This is a genomic window from Bowdeniella massiliensis, assembly GCF_023634005.1.
GTDB classification, from domain to species: Bacteria; Actinomycetota; Actinomycetes; order Actinomycetales; family Actinomycetaceae; genus Bowdeniella; species Bowdeniella massiliensis.
The window spans coordinates 115,057-134,719 of the sequence record NZ_JALIQR010000008.1; the positions used below are offsets into that span (position 1 = coordinate 115,057).

20 protein-coding genes are annotated in these 19,663 nt (G+C 62.0%); 9 read left to right on the plus strand and 11 right to left on the minus strand.

Annotated elements, in window-relative coordinates; genetic code table 11:
• Positions 1-99: 99 nt before the first annotated feature.
• From MUN85_RS07190 to MUN85_RS07215, 6 genes are all read right to left on the minus strand, one after another.
• The gene (locus tag MUN85_RS07190; protein WP_250506054.1) at positions 100-570 is read right to left on the minus strand and encodes a cytochrome c oxidase subunit 4; all 471 of its coding nucleotides are present in this window, start codon (positions 568-570) and stop codon (positions 100-102) included.
• Entirely contained in the window at positions 570-2,285 is a 1,716-nt protein-coding gene (gene ctaD, locus MUN85_RS07195) for an aa3-type cytochrome oxidase subunit I (RefSeq protein WP_250506055.1), read from the minus strand. Before ctaD ends, MUN85_RS07190 begins: the two co-directional genes overlap by 1 nt.
• Positions 2,285-3,133 (minus strand): aa3-type cytochrome oxidase subunit II, encoded by an 849-nt coding sequence (gene ctaC / locus MUN85_RS07200; RefSeq protein WP_250506079.1) that lies wholly within the window; start codon positions 3,131-3,133, stop codon positions 2,285-2,287. Before ctaC ends, ctaD begins: the two co-directional genes overlap by 1 nt.
• A 149-nt stretch (positions 3,134-3,282) precedes the next feature.
• Complete coding sequence (locus MUN85_RS07205) at positions 3,283-4,209, minus strand: FKBP-type peptidyl-prolyl cis-trans isomerase (RefSeq protein ID WP_250506056.1); 927 nt, start codon at positions 4,207-4,209, stop codon at positions 3,283-3,285.
• Positions 4,210-4,288: 79 nt separating this feature from the next.
• Complete coding sequence (gene erpA, locus MUN85_RS07210) at positions 4,289-4,642, minus strand: iron-sulfur cluster insertion protein ErpA (protein ID WP_092561408.1); 354 nt, start codon at positions 4,640-4,642, stop codon at positions 4,289-4,291.
• An 82-nt stretch (positions 4,643-4,724) separates the two neighbouring features.
• Positions 4,725-5,618 (minus strand): glycerate kinase, encoded by an 894-nt coding sequence (locus MUN85_RS07215; RefSeq protein ID WP_250506057.1) that lies wholly within the window; start codon positions 5,616-5,618, stop codon positions 4,725-4,727.
• A 53-nt stretch (positions 5,619-5,671) separates the two neighbouring features.
• On the opposite strand from MUN85_RS07215, the gene MUN85_RS07220 reads away from it, so the two are divergent.
• Positions 5,672-6,079 carry a DUF4333 domain-containing protein gene (locus MUN85_RS07220; RefSeq protein WP_250506058.1) on the plus strand — a complete coding sequence of 136 codons (408 nt, stop codon included), beginning with the start codon at positions 5,672-5,674 and terminating at the stop codon, positions 6,077-6,079.
• Here the strand turns inward: MUN85_RS07220 and MUN85_RS07225 are convergent.
• The gene (locus MUN85_RS07225; protein ID WP_250506059.1) at positions 6,076-7,452 is read right to left on the minus strand and encodes a dipeptidase; all 1,377 of its coding nucleotides are present in this window, start codon (positions 7,450-7,452) and stop codon (positions 6,076-6,078) included. The genes MUN85_RS07220 and MUN85_RS07225 overlap by 4 nt on opposite strands.
• A 46-nt stretch (positions 7,453-7,498) precedes the next feature.
• Here MUN85_RS07225 and MUN85_RS07230 point away from each other — a divergent pair, with 46 nt between their 5' ends.
• Positions 7,499-8,086, plus strand: a complete 588-nt coding sequence (locus MUN85_RS07230; RefSeq protein WP_250506060.1) for a DUF3043 domain-containing protein — start codon at positions 7,499-7,501, stop codon at positions 8,084-8,086.
• Positions 8,083-9,078 carry an SLAC1 family transporter gene (locus MUN85_RS07235; protein ID WP_250506061.1) on the plus strand — a complete coding sequence of 332 codons (996 nt, stop codon included), beginning with the start codon at positions 8,083-8,085 and terminating at the stop codon, positions 9,076-9,078. The genes MUN85_RS07230 and MUN85_RS07235 overlap by 4 nt, the downstream gene beginning before the upstream one ends.
• On the opposite strand, the gene MUN85_RS07240 is transcribed toward MUN85_RS07235, so the two are convergent.
• Genes MUN85_RS07240 through MUN85_RS12925 form a run of 3 tightly spaced genes read right to left on the minus strand, consistent with a single transcriptional unit; the run spans position 9,071 to position 10,894 of the window.
• Positions 9,071-10,102, minus strand: coding sequence for a quinone-dependent dihydroorotate dehydrogenase (locus MUN85_RS07240; RefSeq protein ID WP_250506080.1), 1,032 nt, complete (start codon positions 10,100-10,102; stop codon positions 9,071-9,073). The genes MUN85_RS07235 and MUN85_RS07240 overlap by 8 nt on opposite strands.
• 7 nt (positions 10,103-10,109) lie before the next feature.
• On the minus strand, positions 10,110-10,544 hold the full coding sequence (locus tag MUN85_RS07245) for a hypothetical protein (RefSeq protein ID WP_250506062.1): 435 nt from the start codon (positions 10,542-10,544) through the stop codon (positions 10,110-10,112).
• Complete coding sequence (locus MUN85_RS12925; RefSeq protein WP_250506063.1) at positions 10,541-10,894, minus strand: hypothetical protein; 354 nt, start codon at positions 10,892-10,894, stop codon at positions 10,541-10,543. Before MUN85_RS12925 ends, MUN85_RS07245 begins: the two co-directional genes overlap by 4 nt.
• A 51-nt stretch (positions 10,895-10,945) precedes the next feature.
• On the opposite strand from MUN85_RS12925, the gene MUN85_RS07255 reads away from it, so the two are divergent.
• The 3 genes from MUN85_RS07255 (at position 10,946) to sucB (ending at position 15,753) form a co-directional block, all read left to right on the plus strand.
• A complete protein-coding gene (locus MUN85_RS07255) occupies positions 10,946-12,403 on the plus strand; it encodes a leucyl aminopeptidase (protein ID WP_250506064.1) in 1,458 nt (485 codons plus the stop codon).
• A 150-nt stretch (positions 12,404-12,553) separates the two neighbouring features.
• Positions 12,554-13,933 carry a dihydrolipoyl dehydrogenase gene (lpdA, locus tag MUN85_RS07260; protein WP_250506065.1) on the plus strand — a complete coding sequence of 460 codons (1,380 nt, stop codon included), beginning with the start codon at positions 12,554-12,556 and terminating at the stop codon, positions 13,931-13,933.
• A gap of 26 nt (positions 13,934-13,959) precedes the next feature.
• Positions 13,960-15,753, plus strand: coding sequence for a 2-oxoglutarate dehydrogenase, E2 component, dihydrolipoamide succinyltransferase (gene sucB, locus MUN85_RS07265; RefSeq protein WP_250506066.1), 1,794 nt, complete (start codon positions 13,960-13,962; stop codon positions 15,751-15,753).
• 50 nt (positions 15,754-15,803) lie between these two features.
• Here the strand turns inward: sucB and MUN85_RS07270 are convergent, their stop codons facing one another.
• Complete coding sequence (locus MUN85_RS07270; RefSeq protein WP_250506067.1) at positions 15,804-17,099, minus strand: protein kinase domain-containing protein; 1,296 nt, start codon at positions 17,097-17,099, stop codon at positions 15,804-15,806.
• Positions 17,100-17,192: 93 nt separating this feature from the next.
• Between MUN85_RS07270 and lipB the strand changes: the two genes are divergently transcribed.
• From lipB to MUN85_RS07285, 3 genes are read left to right on the plus strand one after another with little or no spacing between them, the layout of a single operon-like run.
• Positions 17,193-17,852: a lipoyl(octanoyl) transferase LipB gene (gene lipB / locus MUN85_RS07275; RefSeq protein WP_250506068.1), complete on the plus strand. Its 660-nt coding sequence runs from the start codon at positions 17,193-17,195 to the stop codon at positions 17,850-17,852.
• A complete protein-coding gene (gene lipA / locus MUN85_RS07280) occupies positions 17,849-18,883 on the plus strand; it encodes a lipoyl synthase (protein ID WP_250506069.1) in 1,035 nt (344 codons plus the stop codon). The genes lipB and lipA overlap by 4 nt, the downstream gene beginning before the upstream one ends.
• A gap of 8 nt (positions 18,884-18,891) precedes the next feature.
• Positions 18,892-19,584 carry a DUF4191 domain-containing protein gene (locus MUN85_RS07285; RefSeq protein ID WP_250506070.1) on the plus strand — a complete coding sequence of 231 codons (693 nt, stop codon included), beginning with the start codon at positions 18,892-18,894 and terminating at the stop codon, positions 19,582-19,584.
• Positions 19,585-19,663 lie beyond the last annotated feature (79 nt).

The window sequence follows — 19,663 nt, forward strand, 5'->3', positions numbered from 1 at the left end:
CGCACTGCCCTAGCACCTTGCGCGGACGTATATATAGCCGGGCCGCCTCCTAGGCTGCATAGGAGGCGGCCCGAGTACGTGAAGGAAGGTGCGTCTTCCTTAGTGCGCGTGGATCCCGCGGGAGAATTCGAAGAGCTGGCCGACCAGACCGATAATCGCGACGGCAACGCCGATCACCACTACCCAGCGACCGATCGCAAGGCCAGAGAACACCAGGGTCGTTGCGATGCCGAGAACCAGCGGCCACCAGGAGTGAGGTGAGAACTCGCCGAGCTGGCCCTCACGCTCCGCGATTTCGCCGTAGGGGTCATCCTCCGGGCGCTTATCGATTCGACGGCCGAGAACCCACAAATACCCGCCTACGAGGACACACATGCCTGCGAGGAGCAGGAAGGCCGTCGTGCCGACAGGTTCCATGTTCGCCGCGATCATGTAGCCAATGGCGACCGGTCCGAAGAAGAAGATGCCCAGGAAGAACATCAGCATCTCAACGCGCAGCGGCTTGGCCTCGCTCGAGTAGCCGTCCGGCTTCGCGAGATGCTCTGAAAGCAGTACCTTGTTCTGTTCCATTACTTGCTCTCCTCGCTCGAGATAGCGGCCGGCATGCGGATCTGCTCCGGATCGACTCGGTCGAGCGCTGCCACCTCAGGATGATGCAGGTCGAAGGCCGGACGCTCGGAACGAATCCGGGGCAGCGCGTGGAAGTTATGACGCGGCACCGGGCACTCGGTGGCCCATTCGAGCGAGCCACCAAAGCCCCACGGATCGTTAACGAAGACCGTGCGCGGACCGCGCTGGGTCTTCCACACGTTCCAGATAAAGGGCAGCATCGACAGCGCGGTAATGAATGCGCCAACAGTCGAGATCTGGTTCAAGAAGGTGAATCCGTCTTCAACCATGTAGTCAGCAGTACGGCGCAGCATGCCCTCGACTCCCAGCCAGTGCTGGACGAGGAAGGTGAGGTGGAAGCCCGGGAAGAGTAGCCAGAACTGGATCTTTCCAAGGCGCTCATCGAGCATGCGCCCGGTCATCTTGGGCCACCAGAAGTAGAAGCCACCAAAGACCGCGAACACCACGGTTCCGAAGATCACGTAGTGGAAGTGCGCGACGACGAAGTAGGAGTCGTGGACGTGAGAATCCATCGCCGGGCTGGACAAGATAATTCCAGTCAGGCCACCAAACACGAAGGTGACGAGGAAGCCCAGGGCGTACAGCATCGGCGTTTCGAAGGTGATCTTCCCTCGCCACATTGTGCCAATCCAGTTAAAGAACTTCACGCCGGTGGGCACCGAGATCAGCATCGTCATCAAAGCGAAGAAGCTCAGCATGACGGCGCCCGTGGTGTACATGTGGTGCGCCCAAACCGTCACGGACAGTGCCGCAATCGCGACGGTAGCAAAGACCAGAGTCTTATAACCGAAGATCGGCTTACGCGAGAAGACGGGAATGATCTCGGAGATGATTCCGAAGAACGGAAGCGCGAGAACGTAGACCTCCGGGTGGCCGAAGAACCAGAACAGGTGCTGCCACAAGATCACGCCGCCGGATTCAGGGTTGTAGATCTGGGATCCGAGGATGCGATCGGAAGCTAGGCCGAAATACGCGGATGCGAGAACCGGGAAGGCCATCAGGACCAACACGGAAGTGATGAGGATGTTCCAGGTGAAGATCGGCATCCGGAACATTGTCATGCCGGGTGCACGCATCGTGATGATCGTGGCAATGAAGTTCACGGAACCAAAAATCGTGCCGAAGCCGGTCATGGCAAGGCCGAGGACCCATAGGTCGGCACCCAAGCTGGGTGCGTATGGGCGGGTCGATAGCGGGACGTAGCCGGTCCAGCCAAAGTCTGCAGCGCCGCCCGGCATGATGAGGCCGGCGCACGCCAGGAGGCCGCCGAAAAGGAAGATCCAGAAAGCGAACATGTTCATGCGCGGGAAGGCGACGTCAGGGGCTCCGATTTGGAGCGGGACCAGCACGTTGCCAAAGGCCGTGAACATCGGCGTAGCGAACAGGAACAGCATGATCGTTCCGTGCATGGTGAACAGCTGGTTGAACTGTGCCTTCGATTCCAGCAGCATGCCCGGCTCAAAGAGCTCGGCGCGGATCACCATGGCCATGATGCCCGCCAGGACGAAGAAGAACATCGAGGTCCACATGTACATGTAGCCGATGGTCTTGTGGTCCGTGGAGGTAATCCAGCTGACGATTGTCTGCCCGAGCTTTTGACGCTGTGGCCGCAGACCGGGCACCTGATCTACGTGCTGGGTCGTTCCGGTAGCCATTAGTAGGATCCTCCCGGCTTGTAGGTACGGTCAAACTCTGCGCCGCGCTCGCCGACATTTCCGGCATCGCGCAGTTTTTGCATTTCTGCGTCGTACTCGCCACGCTCAACGACCTTGACCTGGAAGAGCATTTCCGAGTGGAACTCACCGCATAGCTCGGCACACTTGCCAACGAACGTGCCCGTCTCCTGCGGTGTGACGTGGAAGACGCGCTGCTCGCCGGGGATCATGTCCAGCTTGGTCAAGAAGGCGGGGATCCAGAACGAGTGCTGAACATCGCGCGCGTGCAGCTGGAATTCAATGGTCTCGTTCACCGGCAGGTACAGGGTCGGCAGGCGGTCGAAGTCGCCTTCCTTGCCTGTCAAAGCGATGCGTTCACCCGCGTAGTAGACATCATCATCGAGGTAGTTGAAGTCCCACGACCACTGCTTGCCGTAAACGGAAATGTGATTGTCCACCTCACCGGAGGTATCCCACAGTTCATCGGTCGTCTTGACCGTGTGGTAGAACAGCACACCCATCATGAAGATCGGGATGACCGTGTACATGATTTCCAGCGGCACGTGGTACTGCAACTGGACCGGCAGAGTGTTGTCATCCTTGCGCTTGCGGTAAACAATGACGCACCAGATGATCAAGCCCCAAACGAGCACACCAACTGCGAGACCTGCGATCCAGGCGCCGTTCCACAGGCTGATGATCGAGGCTGTCTTATCGGTCAGCCCCGGCTTGGACGGGAGAAATCCCGTTGACAGTTGGTCGGCCGAACAGCCTGCCAGGCTGAGAGAGAGGACGACACCTAACGCAAGAATGCGCCAGCGTGTGCTCCTCTCGGTGCGGGACTTCATTCGCACGGTCACTCCTCCGCATGAAACTCTTCGTGGGACTTTCGTCCTTAGCCACAGACTACCTGGTGATTCGACTCGCTGTCAGAACGTGTTCCCCATTTGTGTCATTGTGTGGAACACGTCTCAGCTCTCTGCCCGATATGGGCGAATTACTTCGCCGAAAGCACCTTGATAATGTCAAACACCGCGGCCTGGGCGGGTCCCTGACCCGAGGCGGGGCTTAGGAGAGCGAAACGCGCGCCGGGGGCTGCGCCAACCGTGTCAGGCAATGCTGCCGCATCCGCGGTAATGATCTGAGCGCCTCCTGGCGTCGGCTCGCCATTAAACGTACCGCCGACCACTCGCACGATCATTTGCGAGTTTTCGGCGACGGTCCCCTCGCCGGTGCCTTCGGTCAGCTTCACGAGCTTGGGTTCGGTTGGTTCGGTCGTACCCTTCTCGACCGTCACGGACTTCAGCTGCCCATCGGCGTCTTCTACGGTGAGGCCAAGTTCGGCCGGATCCGATACCTGTTCCCCGGCTGCAGGTGCCGGCGTGTCGGGTGCGACGGAGTCGAGAATTTCTACGACGAAGACGATGGTGTCGCCCGCTTTAATCCCGCCGTCGGGAGTGCCATTCGGGTAGCCGTATTCAGACGGGATTGACAGCTCGACGCGCTCGCCGACGCGAGCACCCGTCAGGCCGTGCTTCCAGCCCGGGATCACGCCATTGAGGGAGAACGCAATGGGCGCGCCGCGGTCATAGGAAGAGTCAAACTTCTCCCCGTTCCACACCTGGCCGTGATAGTGGGCATAGACGACGTCGTCGGGACCGACTTCGGCGCCATCCGGCTTGGCATCGAGCGTGTAGCGCTGCAGCTCGGCAGGCGCATCACCGTTAAAGGTGAGTTCCGGGGCGCTGCCCGCATCGCCCTTGACTTCAAAAATTGGGGAATCGACAACCTTGACAGCGACGTCGGATTGGGGCGCGGTCGTCGACGGCGCAGAAGTCTCGGGGTCCGTGGCGGTGGAGTTACCAGAGCAAGCGGAAAGGACAAGGGCAGCGGCAGCGGTAGCTGCAAGCGCGAAGCGTTTCATTCTGACTTTCAGTTAGTGGGTCGTAGACAGCACGATGCCCGGGTCGCGGCTTGGTGCGCGCCCGGGCGTGAGCTCAAGGCTAGTTGAAGGACTCTCCGCATGCGCACGAGCCTGCGGCATTCGGGTTGTCGATCGTAAAGCCCTGCTTTTCGATGGAGTCGGCGAAATCGATGGTGGCGCCAGCCAGGTACGGCACGCTCATCTTGTCAACGACGACCTCGACGCCATCGAAGTCGCGTACGGCGTCGCCGTCGAGCAGACGCTCATCAAAGTACAGCTGGTAGATCAGGCCGGAACAGCCGCCAGGTTGGACGGCCACGCGCAATCGAAGGTCATCGCGTCCTTCCTGCTCCAGAAGGGAGGAAACCTTCTGGGCCGCCTCCGTCGTGAGGTTAACTTCATGCGTGGGAAGTTCATTGATGGTGTCTGTCATAGCGACCTCCTCGGGTTGTCTGAAAGCAGCCTACGTCGATTTGTCCTTGGGTGCTAATGCGTTCCGCGTTCGGCAAAACGGCTCACGCGCGTATCCAGGTAGCAGCAAGTGCACGGCCCACTTCGAGGTAGCTGCGCTCCGCCCGGACGTAATAATCGGATACGCCAATACTGGCGAGGTGACGCCGCGGAAGTCCCGTGACGTTGCCGACGAGAGCTAATGGTGTGCCGGATTCCATGCTGTAGCCGCCGAGGGTTGCCGCCCAGCCGCTCAATAATGCGGTCGGGTCTGACTCATCAGTCAGCACAATGGTGAGGTCCGCGTCCTGAACGAGATCCGACCAGCCGTAATGCTCGGCGATCGCGGCTGGAAAGGTCACCAACCGTGCTCCGGCAGCCGCCAGCAGGAAGGCAACTCCCCCGGCTGTCCCACTACCTTCCAGCCGAGCGATTCGGGGGGAGGATCCAAACTTGCGGGATACCTCCGCGACGAACTCCCCGATCGCGGCGTCATGGCGCTGTGCATCGTCGTGGCTCACCGCTCCGGTGGTGGCGAGTTGGGCCGAGCGGGAGTGCAGACCCAGCAGCGGCGCGTGGTCTACCGCGCCGATCGTCATTCGGGGAGCAACCCGCTTCAGGGTCTCCCGCTCGTCAAGATCCAGTGCCGTGAAGACGCCATGACCGCCGTCATGCATGACCGTCAGACCCGCCACGACAGTCACATCATGGGACTCGGCAGCGGTCAGCAGGTCGATAACGTCAGGAACCAATGGCGCCGTTGAGGACAGGGGCTCCCGACGGGTGTCGTCGCCCGGTACGTCAAGCTGCGAGCCAACGCGCCACAATGCGGGTAGTTGGTCGGGTGACAGTTCGCTTCCCGGTGCGTGAGACAGGTCGGTTTCGGGGCGGCGATCATGCCAGCCCGCAACGAAGTCCGAACGTACCTCAGGGTCGTCAGCAACTAGCAATACGCGCAACGGAGTTCTCCTGTAGCTGGGCAATGGGGCTGATCATAGTGCACGATGGAGGCATGAAACTGGCGAGACTGACCACCGCTGCCGTGCTGTCGCTGACGCTCGGCACCCTCGGCTGCTCCGGGACCAACGTCAAACCGGTTCCAGCTGAGGAACTGCAGCAACGGATCGCACAGAGTGTGGAATCCGAGCTGGGCGATGCCCCGGCCGTGCTGTGCCCGGCAGGCATTGAAGCGGAGGTAGGCGCCGAAGCGCAGTGCTCGATTTCGGGCGGCTCTGAGCCGTTGATCGCCACGGCGAAAGTGACCGCCGTCGATAGTAAATCGGGCGAAGTCAAAATTGCCGTCTCCGTCGCACCAGATCCGGCTAACCCCGCTCCGTCTCCCACCTCCCCAGCGCCGGGCGAAGCGGATACGCCCGGCGAAGACGAATCGCCTTCGCCGAGCGAATCACCGACGAGTTAGAGCTCTGGCTCAATATCGCCCGCGAGGGCGGCGAGCACGATAGCGCCCGTCAGGGTTGCGCCTCGAAGCTCACCGAGGTGGACAGACTCGTCTGCGCCATGAGCACGGGTGTCGGGATCTTCGATCCCGGTGATGAGGATGTCAGCGTCAGGGAAAACCTCCGAGAGCACCGAAATAAAGGGAATCGAGCCCCCCATACCAATGTTGACCGCCTCGTTATCCCACGCTTGGGTCATGGCCCACCGAGCAAGGCGCATCATCTCAGTGTCGTCACCGGCATCGAAGGGCTGACCGAGCTCGTTGATCGTCACGTCAACATCCGCGCCAAACGGCGCGTCGCTTTCCAGGTGGGCCTTCAGCGCGTCGGCGGCCGCCTGCGGGTCCTGGCCCGGCGCGATACGCATGGACAGTGCCGCAGTGCACGAGGGGATGATGGTGTTGGACTTCATGTCCACGCTCGTCACGTCCATGCCGATGACGGAAATTGCCGGCTTCGACCACAGGCGTGTGGGAATCGAACCGGTGCCAGCGAGTTCGTAGCCGGGGACGACTCCGGCATCAGTTCGCCACGTCTCTTCGGGATATTCCAGGTCGGATTCCGGCGCCATGTGCAGCCCGGGGACAGCGACGTCCCCGTTGTCGTCGTGCAAGGTCGAGATCAGGCGCGACATGCAGGTCACGGCATCGAGGTAGGGCCCTCCGAACATGCCCGAGTGAACGGCGAAATCTCCCGTCTTCACGGTGACGGTGACGTCGACGAGGCCTCGTAGGCTGGTCGTCAGTGCAGGCGTACCGACCTTCCAGTTGGCCGAATCGAGCACGATGATGACGTCGGCATCGAGCTTGTCGCGGTATGTCGTGAGGAAGTTGTGGAACGAAGGCGAGCCAATTTCTTCCTCACCTTCGAAAAAGCAGGTGACGGGAACGCCAAGGTCATCGCCGAGGAGTCGAAGCGCCCCAATGTGGGCCACAATCCCGGCCTTGTCGTCGCCGGTGCCGCGACCATACATGCGCTCGCCGCGCACCTCCGGCTCGAACGGGTCATCTTGCGTCCAGTCGGCGACGTCGCCTGGCGGCTGGACATCGTGGTGGGCGTAAAGGAGCACGCGAGGTTTATCGGCCTTGCCAGCCTTATGCGCCACGACGGCTGGCCGGCCTTCGGCGCCGTTGGCATCAGGTGCCGTGAGGATCTCGACGCTGTCCATCCCGACCCCGCGGAGCAGTTCCGCGGTGTACTCCGCTGAGGCTCGTACATGCGCCTGATCGAAGGCTGCGGACGAGACCGAAGGAATACGAACCAGGTTCTCCAAATCCGTGCGCACCTGGGCGAAGGCCTCATCGATGCGTTCTTTCAATTCAGCTACTGTGATCACGAACACGAGCGTACCTGGCCGCGGCCCAATCGCGTACCATCGAAGCGTGATCTTCCGTAAAAAGCCCTCCTCAGAGCTGCCCGCCGAGCCGGAACCTCCCGTCTCGGGCAAAGGCCGTCCGACGCCAAAGCGACGCGAAGCCGAAGCAAAGAACCGTCGGCCGCTTGTCGTCGATGATCGCAAGGCGGCCAAGGAAGCCGCTCGCCGCCGGCGCAATGAGGCGTACGCTCGGCAGCGCGAAGGCATGTTGACGGGCGATGAACGCTACATGCCGGTGCGGGACAAGGGCCCGGTCCGTCGGTTTGCGCGCGACTATGTCGATGCCCGGTGGAATATCGGCGAGCTCTTCATGCCGGTCGCATTCCTCATGATCATCGCCATGGTGATTGTGACGTGGCTGCCCGCGGTGGCCACCTACGTCACCCTGGGCATGTATGTCATTGTCTTCGGCGGCATCATCGATGGTCTTTTGATGGTCTTCATCCTGCGCCGCCATTTGAAGGCGCGCTTCGATGCCGATCAGATCCCGCGCTTCACGGGTATGTACGCGTTCTCGCGCGCTTTCATGATCCGTCCGTGGCGCATGCCGAAGCCGCAGAACCGCCGTGGTGAGTTTCCCGGTCATCACAAATGACCACCCCACCGCCGCTGCTAGCGCGGACTCCGTTTGCGGTGTTCGCTTCGATCATGGGCCTTGGCGGTCTCGCGGCTGCCTGGTTCCAGGCCTCCGTAAGACTGGGCGCCCCGCAGGGTATTGCGTCCGCCCTCCTTGGCATCGCAGCGGTGGTGTGGCTTGGCCTCGTGGCTGTGCAGATCGCCCGATTGGTTAGCTACCCGCAGGCCGTTCGACGCGAACTATCTGATCCATTTCCCGTCGTCTTTCTGGCCACGTTAAGCGTGGGAACGCTCGTATTGTGCGCTGCAGCCTTGCCGCTCCTTGGAGGCGCGATTGCGTGGGTGTGGTGGCCGGCCATGGTGGGCCACCTTGCGATCTCGGTCCACGTTTTTGGCGCATGGCTCGCTCGAACCGACATCAACCTCACGACACTATCCCCCGCGTGGTTCATCCCCGTGGTCGGAACGATGGTCGCGTCCTTTGCTGGAGCGAGCATTGCACCGACAGGCTTGGCGATGGCGCTGTGGGGACTCGGGTTCCTCTTGTGGTTCTCGCTCCAACCGATCGTTCTTCGCCGGATTTTTGTCCACGACGAGGTCCTGCCTGCGCGTATCGTTCCTACATTGGCCGTGCTCATTGCTCCTGCACCCGTTGCGCTGATCGGTTGGCACGCGCTCATTGATGGTCCGGTGAATTCGGGTTATGCCCCCGTACTTTCGGTCATGCGTTCGGCAACTCCGCTCGTCGATGCAACGCTGCTTGCTACCGGGATGCTGTTTCTCGCCCTTGTCGTATTGCCGAGGAATCGGCTCTGGTCCTCGCCGTTCACCCTGACCTGGTGGGCAACGACCTTTCCCGTCGCTGCACTCGCCAATGCCAGCATCATCGTGTTCAGCTCGGTGGCGCCGTGGGCAGCTTGGGTGTCCTTGAGCCTCGCGACGGTGTGGATCGGATACGTTCTGACGCGCTCCTTGGTGTCACTCAACCGGGATGCGGCTGCTTTTATTTAGCGGCGAGAGCGCGGTTCATTGCTCCCGGCCATGCGGGACCGCCGTAAACAAATCCGGAATATGCCTGTAGCAGGTCGGCTCCTGCGCTGAGCATCGCCTGTCCATCCTCGGGGGTTTCAATTCCTCCTACTCCCATGAGGACCGGCCGCAGCCCAAGCTCGTTGCGCACGAGGCGCACCACCTCAAGGGCTCGCTGCTTCAGCGGTCGGCCCGAAAGGCCGCCCTCACCGTAGGAGTGCGCAATGGTCGTGTTCGTCGCGACCATTCCGGTAATCCCTTCGTCTCGCACCAACTGCGCCACTTCGGCGATCTCGGAATCGGCGAGGTCCGGCGCAATCTTGACCAGCAATGGAACATCGCGCGCAGCCGAGCGGGAAGCTGCCGTGCGGACCGCATCAATGATCGGGCGAAGAGAGTCAACGGCTTGAAGATCTCGCAGGCCCGGGGTGTTCGGCGACGACACGTTGATGACCAGATAATCCGCCCATGGGGCCAGGAGGCGTGCGGAGTATCCGTAATCGTCCGCGGCGTGCTCAGCCGGCGTGATCTTCGACTTGCCCAGATTGATACCAACGATCGCGGACCGCCCCGCAGCGCTCGACCTCAGGTCCCGCATCCGTGCGGCGACAACATCCGCTCCCTCATTGTTGAACCCCATCTTGTTGCGAAGCGCGCGTTCGTCGAGATGCCGCCACATGCGAGGTTTCGCGTTGCCGGGTTGGGCGTGTCGCGTGACCGTTCCGATCTCAACGAACGCGAAACCAAGCGCCTTCAAGCCGAGTACGGCGGTGGCGTTCTTATCCATTCCGGCCGCTAGTCCGAGGTGGCCGGGAAATGGCCGCGGGAAGACTCGCAGTCGTTCGTTTCGCACGGGGCGAGAAGGTTCGCGACCAAATGTCGCCCGAAGCCCCCGCCTGCCCACCTCGTTGCCGCCAGCTAGCGCGATCGCTGAGAGCGATGCGCCGTGTGCTGTTTCCGGATCCGACTTGGTGATGACGCGGTCGAAGAGGGTGCGGTACATGATGCTCACTCTAGTTCTGGGCAAGGCGTGCGGGATTCGACGTAAACAGCCACGCGATGCCGAGGAAGGGTAGGACGAGCGGAACGAAACCGTATCCGGCGCCAAAATGTGACCACACGGTCGCGCGGGGGAAGAGCTCGGGGTGGAGGAAGGAGACGATTCCGATCGTGATGACGCCAAGAGCCTCGAAGACCACGGCTCCCCACGCGATGCGTCGCATGCGCTTTCCGTTATGCGCCAGCGATACCGTGGCCAGGATGTAGATCACGGCGGCGAGTGCCGACAGGCTATAGGCAAGTGGCGCTTCGCTTGGGTTGCGGATCAGCTGGACTGCGGATCGAGCGGTGGCGGCAAGGGCAAAGATGCCATAGATCAAAATCAAGACGCGCCCAAGCCCGTAGGCGGGTCGACGTGTATCAGTTGCCGATGTCGTTACCGTACTCATGCCACCCATATCTGCCAGACCCGCCACAGGCATACGACCTGCGACAGGGATACGATCACCATCGCGATAGACGACGTTCGCGTGCGATCAACGAATGCCCATGCGCCAGCAATGGGCAACAGGATCAGGCACGTCAGCAGATAACCCCACAGAGTTATGGCATCGGAAACGACGTAGCCGCGAGCCTGGTGTATCCCCGCAATAATAGCCGTCACCACGACAACCACCTCAATGACCGCAGCGAAAATCAGCTGCTTGAAAATGACCGCCCGATCAACGATGGCAAAGTAGGCAGCCCACAGCGCCAGGACACCCGTCAGCGCGGCAGACAACCAGATGGCAAGATACACGCCCGCCAGATTACCGTGTCCGCTTACTCTGCGTCGTCTACCCTATGGTGTGTGAACACAGTTGATTTGCATGCCAAGAAACTATCCGCTCTGAAGTCCGGCATCCTCCTTGTCGGCGCAACAAAGGTCGATGACAAAGTCGTCCCGTTCTGCGGCTCTCAGGTCTCCGAAAAAGCTGATGCGGCACTGGCCGCTTTGATCGAAACCCTCGACGTGCCCTGCAAGGAAGGCAGCGTCACGAAGGTCGTCTCCGATGAGTTCGCCACGCCTGTGGCAATCGTCGGCGTTGGCGAGGATCCATCGCCGGAAGCCCTGCGCCGAGCAGTGGGCTCCGCGATCCGCTCGCTGGCCGGTTTCTCCCACGTCGCCATTGCCCTGCCCGCCTCCGGTGCCGAAGAAATTGGCGCGATTGCCGAGGGCGCTCTCCTGGGTTCCTACGCGTTTGCGCAGTACAAGAAGTGCGATAAGGACCCAGTTGAAAAGGTCACGATCGCCACCACCCTGGCCGGCGAAAAGGACGTAAAGGCTGCCGTCGAGCGCGCGTCGATCCTGTCCTCGGCAGTTAATCGTGCACGCGACTTGGTCAACATTGCTCCGAACGATCTCTTCCCTGAGACCTTCGCCGACTACGCCACGCAAGCCGCTAAGGGCTTGAAGATTAAGGTCGATATTCTCGACGAGAAGAAGCTCGATGCTGGCGGCTACGGTGGCATTCTCGCGGTCGGGATGGGCTCGACTCGCCCGCCACGCCTCGTCCAGCTGTCTTACTCCCCTGCCAAGGCGAGCGGCCACGTAGCGCTCGTCGGCAAGGGCATTACCTTCGACTCGGGTGGTTTGTCCCTGAAGCCTGGCAAGGGCATGGAGACGATGAAGTGCGATATGGCAGGCGCCGCAGCGGTCCTTAATGCCGTCGTCGCCGCCGCCGAGCTCAAGCTCCCGGTCAAGGTCACCGGCTGGCTGGCACTCGCGGAGAATATGCCGTCCGGCGGCGCACAGCGTCCCGGTGACATCATCACCATGCTCGATGGCACGACGGTGGAAGTCCTCAATACCGATGCCGAAGGCCGCCTGGTAATGGCTGATGCGCTAGCGCGGGCCGTTCAGGACGAGCCCGACGCGGTCCTCGACGTCGCGACCCTGACGGGTGCCGCCGTTGTTGCTCTTGGCGAGCGGGTCGCGGGCGTCATGGGCGATGATGAGCTGCGCTCCGATGTTGTTGCTGCTGCCGATGCTGCGGGCGAGGCCTTCTGGCCGATGCCGCTGCCGGAGGAATTGAACGAAGGCTTGAAGTCGCCAGTCGCCGACCTGCAGAACATTGGCGGGCGCTGGGGCGGGATGCTGAGCGCTGGCCTCTTCCTCAAGCACTTCGTCAAGGACACTCCCTGGGCTCACCTGGATATTGCCGGTCCGGCATTCCACGAGCATGCGCCCTACGGCTACACGGGTAAGGGCGGCACCGGCTTCGCAGTGCGCACCCTGGTCAACCTGTTGGAGAACTTCGAGAAGTAAATCCCCTCGATCACAACGGTCCCGCACCAAAGGTGGCCCGCCTCATAGCGGCCACGGTGCGGGACCGTAGTTGCTCGAGCGCTACTTAGTGGGACAATGGTCCCGAGGATATTCAACGGGGCGCATGGCCCCATCCATGAGGAGTAGCACGTGACAGATACGCCGACGTACGACATCGTCATCCTAGGAGCAGGAAGCGGTGGCTACGCCGCCGCGCTGCGTGGCGCTCAACTCGGACTGAAAGTCGCCCTGATTGAAGGCGACAAGCTCGGTGGAACCTGCCTGCACCGCGGATGCATCCCCACTAAGGCCCTGTTGCACGCCGCCGAGGTCGCGGACACCGCCAAGGATGCCGCTTCGGTTGGGGTCAACATGAGCCTCGAAGGCATCGATATGCCGGGTGTCAACAAGTACAAGGATGGAGTCGTCGCTCGCCTGTACAAGGGTTTGCAAGGCCTCGTGGCATCCCGCAAGGTTGAGCTGATCAACGGCTGGGGCAAGCTCGTTGACAAGGACACCGTCGAGGTCGACGGCAAGAAGCTCAAGGGCAAGAACATCATCCTCGCCACTGGCTCCTACTCCAAGACGATCCCCGGCTTGGACATCGGCGGCCGCATCATGACGAGCGAGCAGGCCCTCACCCTCGATGAGGTTCCGAAGTCCGCGATCGTCCTCGGCGGCGGCGTTATCGGTGTCGAGTTCGCCTCCGTGTGGAACTCCTTTGGCGCCGAGGTCACGATCATTGAAGGTCTTCCGAACCTCGTGCCGAACGAGGATCCGTCAATCTCTAAGGCGCTGGAGCGCGCATTCCGCAAGCGCAAGATCAACTTCAAGACGAACACGATGTTCAAGTCGGCGACGCAGGACGAGAACTCGGTGACCGTCGAGACCGAAAGCGGCGATTCCTTCACGGCAGACGTGCTGCTCGTCGCCATTGGTCGGGGTCCCGTAACCAAGGATCTCGGCTACGAAGAGCAGGGCATCTCGATGGACCGCGGCTTCGTTCTCACGAACGAGCGCCTGCACACCGGCGTCGGCAACATCTACGCCGTCGGAGATATCGTTCCCGGCCTGCAGCTCGCCCACCGCGGCTTCCAGCAAGGCATTTTCGTCGCCGAAGAGATTGCCGGCATGTCGCCGCAGGTCATCGAGGAGTCCGGCATTCCGCGCGTAACCTACTGCGAGCCCGAGGTCGCCTCCGTCGGTATCACCGAAGCGAAGGCCAAGGAACTCTACGGGGATGACAAGGTCAAGGTCGTCGAGTACAACCTCGCAGGTAATGGCAAGTCCCAGATCCTGAAGACCACCGGTTTCATCAAGCTCGTTGGCGTTGAGGATGGTCCGATTGTTGGCGTCCACATGATTGGCGCCCGTGTCGGCGAACTCGTTGGCGAAGGCCAGCTCATCGTCAACTGGGAGGCCTACCCCGAGGACGTCGCCGCCCTTATTCACGCTCACCCGACGCAGGACGAGGCCATGGGCGAAGCCGCCCTGGCCCTGGCCGGCAAGCCGCTGCACGCCCACAACTAACGTTTGAACTAAGGAGACAACTCAACATGTCTGAATCCGTCAAGATGCCGGCACTCGGTGAATCCGTCACCGAAGGCACCGTCACACGCTGGTTGAAGGCTGTCGGCGAAAAGGTCGAGGTCGACGAGCCGCTGCTCGAGGTCTCGACCGACAAGGTCGATACCGAAGTCCCCTCCCCTATTTCGGGAACGCTGGAAGAGATCCTCGTCGAGGAAGACGAGACTGTCGATGTCGGTGCAGAGTTGTGCCGCATTGGTGATGGCTCGGGAGCATCCGAGGAATCCAAGGACGAAGAACCCAACGACGAGCCTAAGGACGAAGAGCCTCAGGAAGAGCCCAAGGACGAGGAACCCAAGGAAGAGCCTAAGGACGAAGAGCCGAAGGACGAACCTAAGAAGTCCAGCGGTGGTTCGGGGGGCGAGGCTGTCAAGATGCCGGCACTCGGTGAATCCGTCACCGAAGGCACAGTCACGCGCTGGTTGAAGGCCGAAGGTGACAGCGTCGAGGTCGACGAGCCGCTGCTCGAGGTATCGACCGACAAGGTCGACACTGAAGTTCCGTCCCCCGTTGCGGGAACGCTGAACAAGATCCTGGTCCAGGAAGACGAGACCGTCGATGTTGGCGCTGACCTCTGTTTGATCGGCGATGGTTCGGATTCCGGCGATGCCGATGATGAGCCGGCCGAAGAACCCAAGGCTGAAGAGCCGAAGGAAGAGGCCCCCAAGGCTGACGAGCCCAAGGACGAGGAGCCTGCCGAAGAAGCACCGGATCAGGACGAGGCGGAGAAGGCAGAGGAGCAGCCAAAGGCTGACACTGACGCCAAGGCCGAGCCCTCGGATGATGATGATCCGGTCGAGGTCCGCTCTGCTCCGTCGCGCTCGGTGAAGTCCGACCAGGTCTACGTCACCCCGATCGTGCGCAAGCTCGCCAAGGACAAGGATGTCGACCTCTCGCAGGTCGTTGGCACCGGCGTCGGTGGCCGTATCCGCAAGGAAGACGTCCTGGAAGCCGCTCGCAAGGCGGAAGCTGCCAAGGCTGAAGCTGCGGACGCAGCTAAAGCAGCTCCGGCTGCGAAGAAGGCTGCTCCGGTCGAGCCGAGCCCGCTGCGCGGCACGACGGAGAAGATGTCGCGCCTGCGCAAGGTCATTGCCACCCGCATGGTGGAGTCGCTGCAGACCTCCGCTCAGCTCACGACGGTCGTCGAGGTCGATGTCACGCGCGTTGCTGCGCTGCGTGGCGCGGCCAAGGACAAGTTCGCGGCAACCGAAGGCACCAAGCTGACCTTCCTGCCGTTCTTCGTTAAGGCCGCCACCGAAGCGCTGAAGGCCCACCCGAAGATCAACGCCACGATCAAGGACGACCAGGTCGAATACCGCGACACCGAGAACATCGGTATTGCCGTGGACACCGAGCGCGGCCTGCTCGTACCCGTGATCAAGGGCGCCGGCGATCTCACGATTTCTGGAATCGCGAAGTCCATTAACGATCTCGCGGCCCGTACGCGGGACTCCAAGGTCACCCCGGATGAGCTCTCCGGCGGCACCTTCACGATCACCAACACTGGTTCTGGCGGTGCGCTGTTTGACACCCCGATCATCAACCAGCCCGAGGTCGCGATCCTCGGCGTTGGAACGATCGTGAAGCGGCCGATGGTTGTCAAGGACGCCGACGGTAACGAGTCGATCGGTATCCGCTCGATGGTCTACCTCGCACTGTCCTACGACCACCGTCTGGTCGACGGCGCCGATGCAGCTCGCTACCTCATGGCTGTGAAGGCTCGCCTCGAAGAGGGCGACTTTGCTGCCGAGGTCGGCCTGTAACAGACCGCTTCATCGGGCCCGGAACTCCACTCGAGTTCCGGGCCCGATTGCTATGGTTCGGCGCGTTCGCACGCTTCGATCAGTGAGATTCTGTCCGCCTCGATCGTGAATCGCATGCACACAGCCTCCGACGCGGGCACCTGCGCTGCCTTACCGTCCTCGAGGCGGCTGTGCGTGCTAGCGCTGACCAGCCCTTCAATCCGGTCATTTACCTCGAGCCCCTCGCGGAAGTCGGTCTCAAGACCAGCAATACGAACCTTTGACTTGGCCCATTCCCGTAAGGTCTGCCGATCGGTAAGGAGCGCTGGCGCCTCAGGTGTATAGACCCGCTCGAGCAATTGCTGATCGCCCGACATCAACGCCTCGTCTCGCAGCTTGAGCAAAGCCTCGAGCCTGCTGATCGGATCGACCGCCTCGACCTTGGTGGGCAGCGCGGGCTGGGTCGCAGGCGCCAGAGTCACATCAACATGCGAAATCCTTCCTTCGGCGGCCTCGCTCATGAGCGCCCGACCGCAAAACCAACCACCCACGATGACGCACCCTGCTGCGAGGATCGCGGTCGCTTTCGGGACGACGCTGCGCGAGCGTCCGGCCCGCGCGCGACGTCGCGGCTTGATTTCGGTTGCGGGCAACCGGCGTCGAATCCGTGCCGCGGCGAGAGAGGCATCGCTTGGCATGCTCACGGGCTCCGGGCGTGCCAACTCGACGTGGCGAGCCACGAGGTCTCGACAGCTCGGGCGCGCTGTCGGATCGTGGTGCAGCGCGTCGTTCAGCAGCGCAGTGAGACAGTTGACCGGTGACAACGCGCGTATGAGCGCAGCAACGGAGTAGACATCCCCCGCGATTGAGGCGGGCCCACCAGCCATCCGCTCCGGCGCAACAAAGCCCTCGGTGCCGACTTCGGTCGACATTGGAGCGCACACGTCGATGAGGATCGCTTGTCCATCGGCGGTGATCATGACGTTTTCACTACTCACATCGCCGTGGATGATTCCTCTCTCGTGCAGCGCTGCCACGGCAGAGCCAACGCCATCCCAGATGTGCGCGATCTCTGGCCCCGACAATTCCCCGCGAGCAGCAAGAATAGTGGCGAGGGTCGTTCCGCTGAGAGCCTCGTAGACCACCATGACCCTGTCATTATCGACGACGACAACATCGATCACCATGACGATGTGAGCGTGATGCATTGTTCGAAGGTTGCCCAGACGACGCTGAAATGCGCGGGCTTCTTCGGCGCTCGGAACGGCAACGAACGCGAGAACACAGGCAGTGCCCGCTGGCGTTCGCCCCTCAAAAACGTCGCCGGCTGATAGCTGAGTCAGGACCTGGTATCCGCTGATCTCCATGTCCCTACGCTAGGCATGAAATAAGGCCCCTCTGGAGTTATCCACAACCGGACATTTTGGGCGCAAGCGATCGCGTCAGTTAGGATCGAGGTCGTGCGCGTTGTAGATCTCCTGACCACGGGGCGCCGAAGCTACGGTGACGTCGATACGATCCAACGAAACCTCCATGCAGACCTCGTTGCCGGACGCGGCGAGCCCGCACTCGTCCTGTGCGAACTCGACAGCGTCTACACGGCAGGTCGGCGCACCGCGCCATGGGATCGGATCGATCCCACCCTCGACGTCATTGACATCGACCGGGGCGGACGCATCACCTGGCACGGTCCCGGGCAAATCGTCGCCTACCCCGTCATCCGGCTCACCACTCCCCTGGACGTCGTCGCCTATGTCCGGGCGCTGGAAGCAGCCGTCCTCGACACGCTCGCGGATGTGGGCATCACGGGCGATCGGGTGGCGGGCCGATCCGGGGTGTGGCTGCACGAACCGGAGCGCAAGATCTGTGCCATCGGCGTGCGCGTCGCGCGTGGCGTCACGTTGCACGGCATTGCCCTGAACGTGGCCAATTCCCTGGAGCCCTATCGCGCGATTGTCCCGTGCGGAATCTCCGATGCCGGTGTCACGACGATGAATCACGAGGCCCCCGGCTTATTCCCGCCCGCTTCGCTACCTGAGGTCGCCGCACAGTTGGCCACCCACCTCACCGCCCGCCTTGCTCCCCTATCCGCTGATCCCCTGACAAAGGAAGTCGTATGACGATCGCTCCCGAAGGCCGCCGCATGCTGCGGGTCGAAGCAAAAAACGCCGAGGTTCCGATCGAGCGGAAACCCGAATGGATCCGGACGACGGCCTACATGGGTGAGCAGTATCGGGACGTGAAGTCCCTGGTTCGCGGCGCTTCCCTGCACACCGTGTGTGAAGAGGCCGGATGCCCCAATATCTTCGAGTGCTGGGAGGATCGCGAGGCGACCTTCCTCATCGGTGGTGAGACGTGCACGCGGCGCTGTGATTTCTGCCAGATCGATAGCGGTCGCCCGGGAACCTATGACCGCGACGAGCCCCGCCGCGTCGCCGAATCCGTCACTCACTTGGGCTTGAAATACGCTACCGTCACGGGCGTCGCCCGCGATGACCTGCCCGATGGCGCAGCCTGGCTCTATGCCGAAACGACACGGCAGATTCACGCCGCATCCCCCGGCACCGGCGTGGAGCTGCTGATCCCCGATTTTCGCGGCCAGGCCGACGCACTCGCCGAGGTCTTTTCCTCCTCCCCCCAGGTCCTTGGCCACAACCTGGAGACCGTGCCGCGGATTTTTAAGCGCATTCGGCCGGCCTTCCGCTACGAGCGCTCCCTGCAGCTCATCTCCGATGCTTCCGATGCCGGGCTCATCACGAAGTCGAACCTCATCCTTGGTATGGGCGAGACGCGCGAGGAGATCGAGGAAGCGATGCGGGATCTGCGCGAGGCCAAGTGCGACCTGCTGACGATCACGCAGTACCTGCGGCCCTCGCGGTTGCATCATCCCATCGAGCGCTGGGTGAAGCCCGAGGAGTTCGTCGAGCTTTCGGAGCTCGGCTACGAGCTTGGCTTTGCCGGCATCATGGCTGGCCCGCTCGTCCGCTCGTCCTATCGTGCGGGCCGCATGTGGGGTCAGGCGATGGCCAAGCATGGCCGTCACATCCCGGATGCTCTCGCGCACCTGTCCCAGCCGGTGACGGCTCATCAAGAAGCTTCGGCCGTCGCGCAGCGGATGCGTGAGCGGGCCGCCAAAGAGCCGGTAAACTAACAGACATCATGTCTAGCCAATCAACTGCACCCGCGAAGCGGCGCTGGTATCACAACATCGCGGACGCCTACCGCGTAACTCAGGCGTCCTTCCCGTGGATGAAATGGGCCCTCATCGGCCTATTCGTCGTGATCTTTGGTGGCGCGCTCGCCTGGGGTATCGCCTCCGGACACTGGCTCTACATCCCCTTCTTGGGGCTGCTGCTTGCGCTGCTTGCCATGATGATCCTGCTGTCGATGTACACGCGGCGGGCGTCCTACATGCAGATCGAGGGCCAGCCCGGCGCCTCGGCTGCGGTGATGCAGCAGATCAAGGGCTGGAACATGGAGCAGGAGCCGGTCGGGATGAACCCGCGGACGCAAGACATGGTCTTTCGTGCCGTCGGACGCCCCGGCGTCGTCCTCGTGATCGAGGGACCGGTCAGCCGCACGAAGCGCATTGTCGGCGATGAGGAACGCAAGCTGCGTCGTATCCTGCCCAACGTCGATATTCACAAGCTGTATGTCGGCAACGGGGAGGGCCAGGTCAAGCTCGGCAAGCTCGAATCCGCGATGCGTAAGCTGCCCAAGAAGCTCACCAAGCAGGAAGTCGCTGCTGTCGCGAAGCGTCTGAGTTCACTCGGCGCGATGAAGCTGCCGATCCCCAAGGGCATCGACCCGTATAAGGCTCGCCCGGACCGTCGCGGTATGCGGGGCCGATAACAGCTACCCCAAGCGCGCATGACCACATCATGCGCGCTTGTTTCTTGCCCGCCCCCTTGCTCGCTAGGATCAGTAGTGC

What these genes read in the sequence shown, in the direction of transcription:
- MUN85_RS07190 (WP_250506054.1), bottom strand. Translation starts at nt 570, where the DNA reads ATGGAACAGAACAAGGTACTGCTTTCAGAGCATCTCGCGAAGCCGGAC.
- ctaD (WP_250506055.1), bottom strand. Translation starts at nt 2,285, where the DNA reads ATGGCTACCGGAACGACCCAGCACGTAGATCAGGTGCCCGGTCTGCGG.
- ctaC (WP_250506079.1), bottom strand. Translation starts at nt 3,133, where the DNA reads ATGAAGTCCCGCACCGAGAGGAGCACACGCTGGCGCATTCTTGCGTTA.
- MUN85_RS07205 (WP_250506056.1), bottom strand. Translation starts at nt 4,209, where the DNA reads ATGAAACGCTTCGCGCTTGCAGCTACCGCTGCCGCTGCCCTTGTCCTT.
- erpA (WP_092561408.1), bottom strand. Translation starts at nt 4,642, where the DNA reads ATGACAGACACCATCAATGAACTTCCCACGCATGAAGTTAACCTCACG.
- MUN85_RS07220 (WP_250506058.1), top strand. Translation starts at nt 5,672, where the DNA reads ATGAAACTGGCGAGACTGACCACCGCTGCCGTGCTGTCGCTGACGCTC.
- MUN85_RS07235 (WP_250506061.1), top strand. Translation starts at nt 8,083, where the DNA reads ATGACCACCCCACCGCCGCTGCTAGCGCGGACTCCGTTTGCGGTGTTC.
- MUN85_RS07245 (WP_250506062.1), bottom strand. Translation starts at nt 10,544, where the DNA reads ATGAGTACGGTAACGACATCGGCAACTGATACACGTCGACCCGCCTAC.
- sucB (WP_250506066.1), top strand. Translation starts at nt 13,960, where the DNA reads ATGTCTGAATCCGTCAAGATGCCGGCACTCGGTGAATCCGTCACCGAA.
- MUN85_RS07270 (WP_250506067.1), bottom strand. Translation starts at nt 17,099, where the DNA reads ATGGAGATCAGCGGATACCAGGTCCTGACTCAGCTATCAGCCGGCGAC.
- lipA (WP_250506069.1), top strand. Translation starts at nt 17,849, where the DNA reads ATGACGATCGCTCCCGAAGGCCGCCGCATGCTGCGGGTCGAAGCAAAA.
- MUN85_RS07285 (WP_250506070.1), top strand. Translation starts at nt 18,892, where the DNA reads ATGTCTAGCCAATCAACTGCACCCGCGAAGCGGCGCTGGTATCACAAC.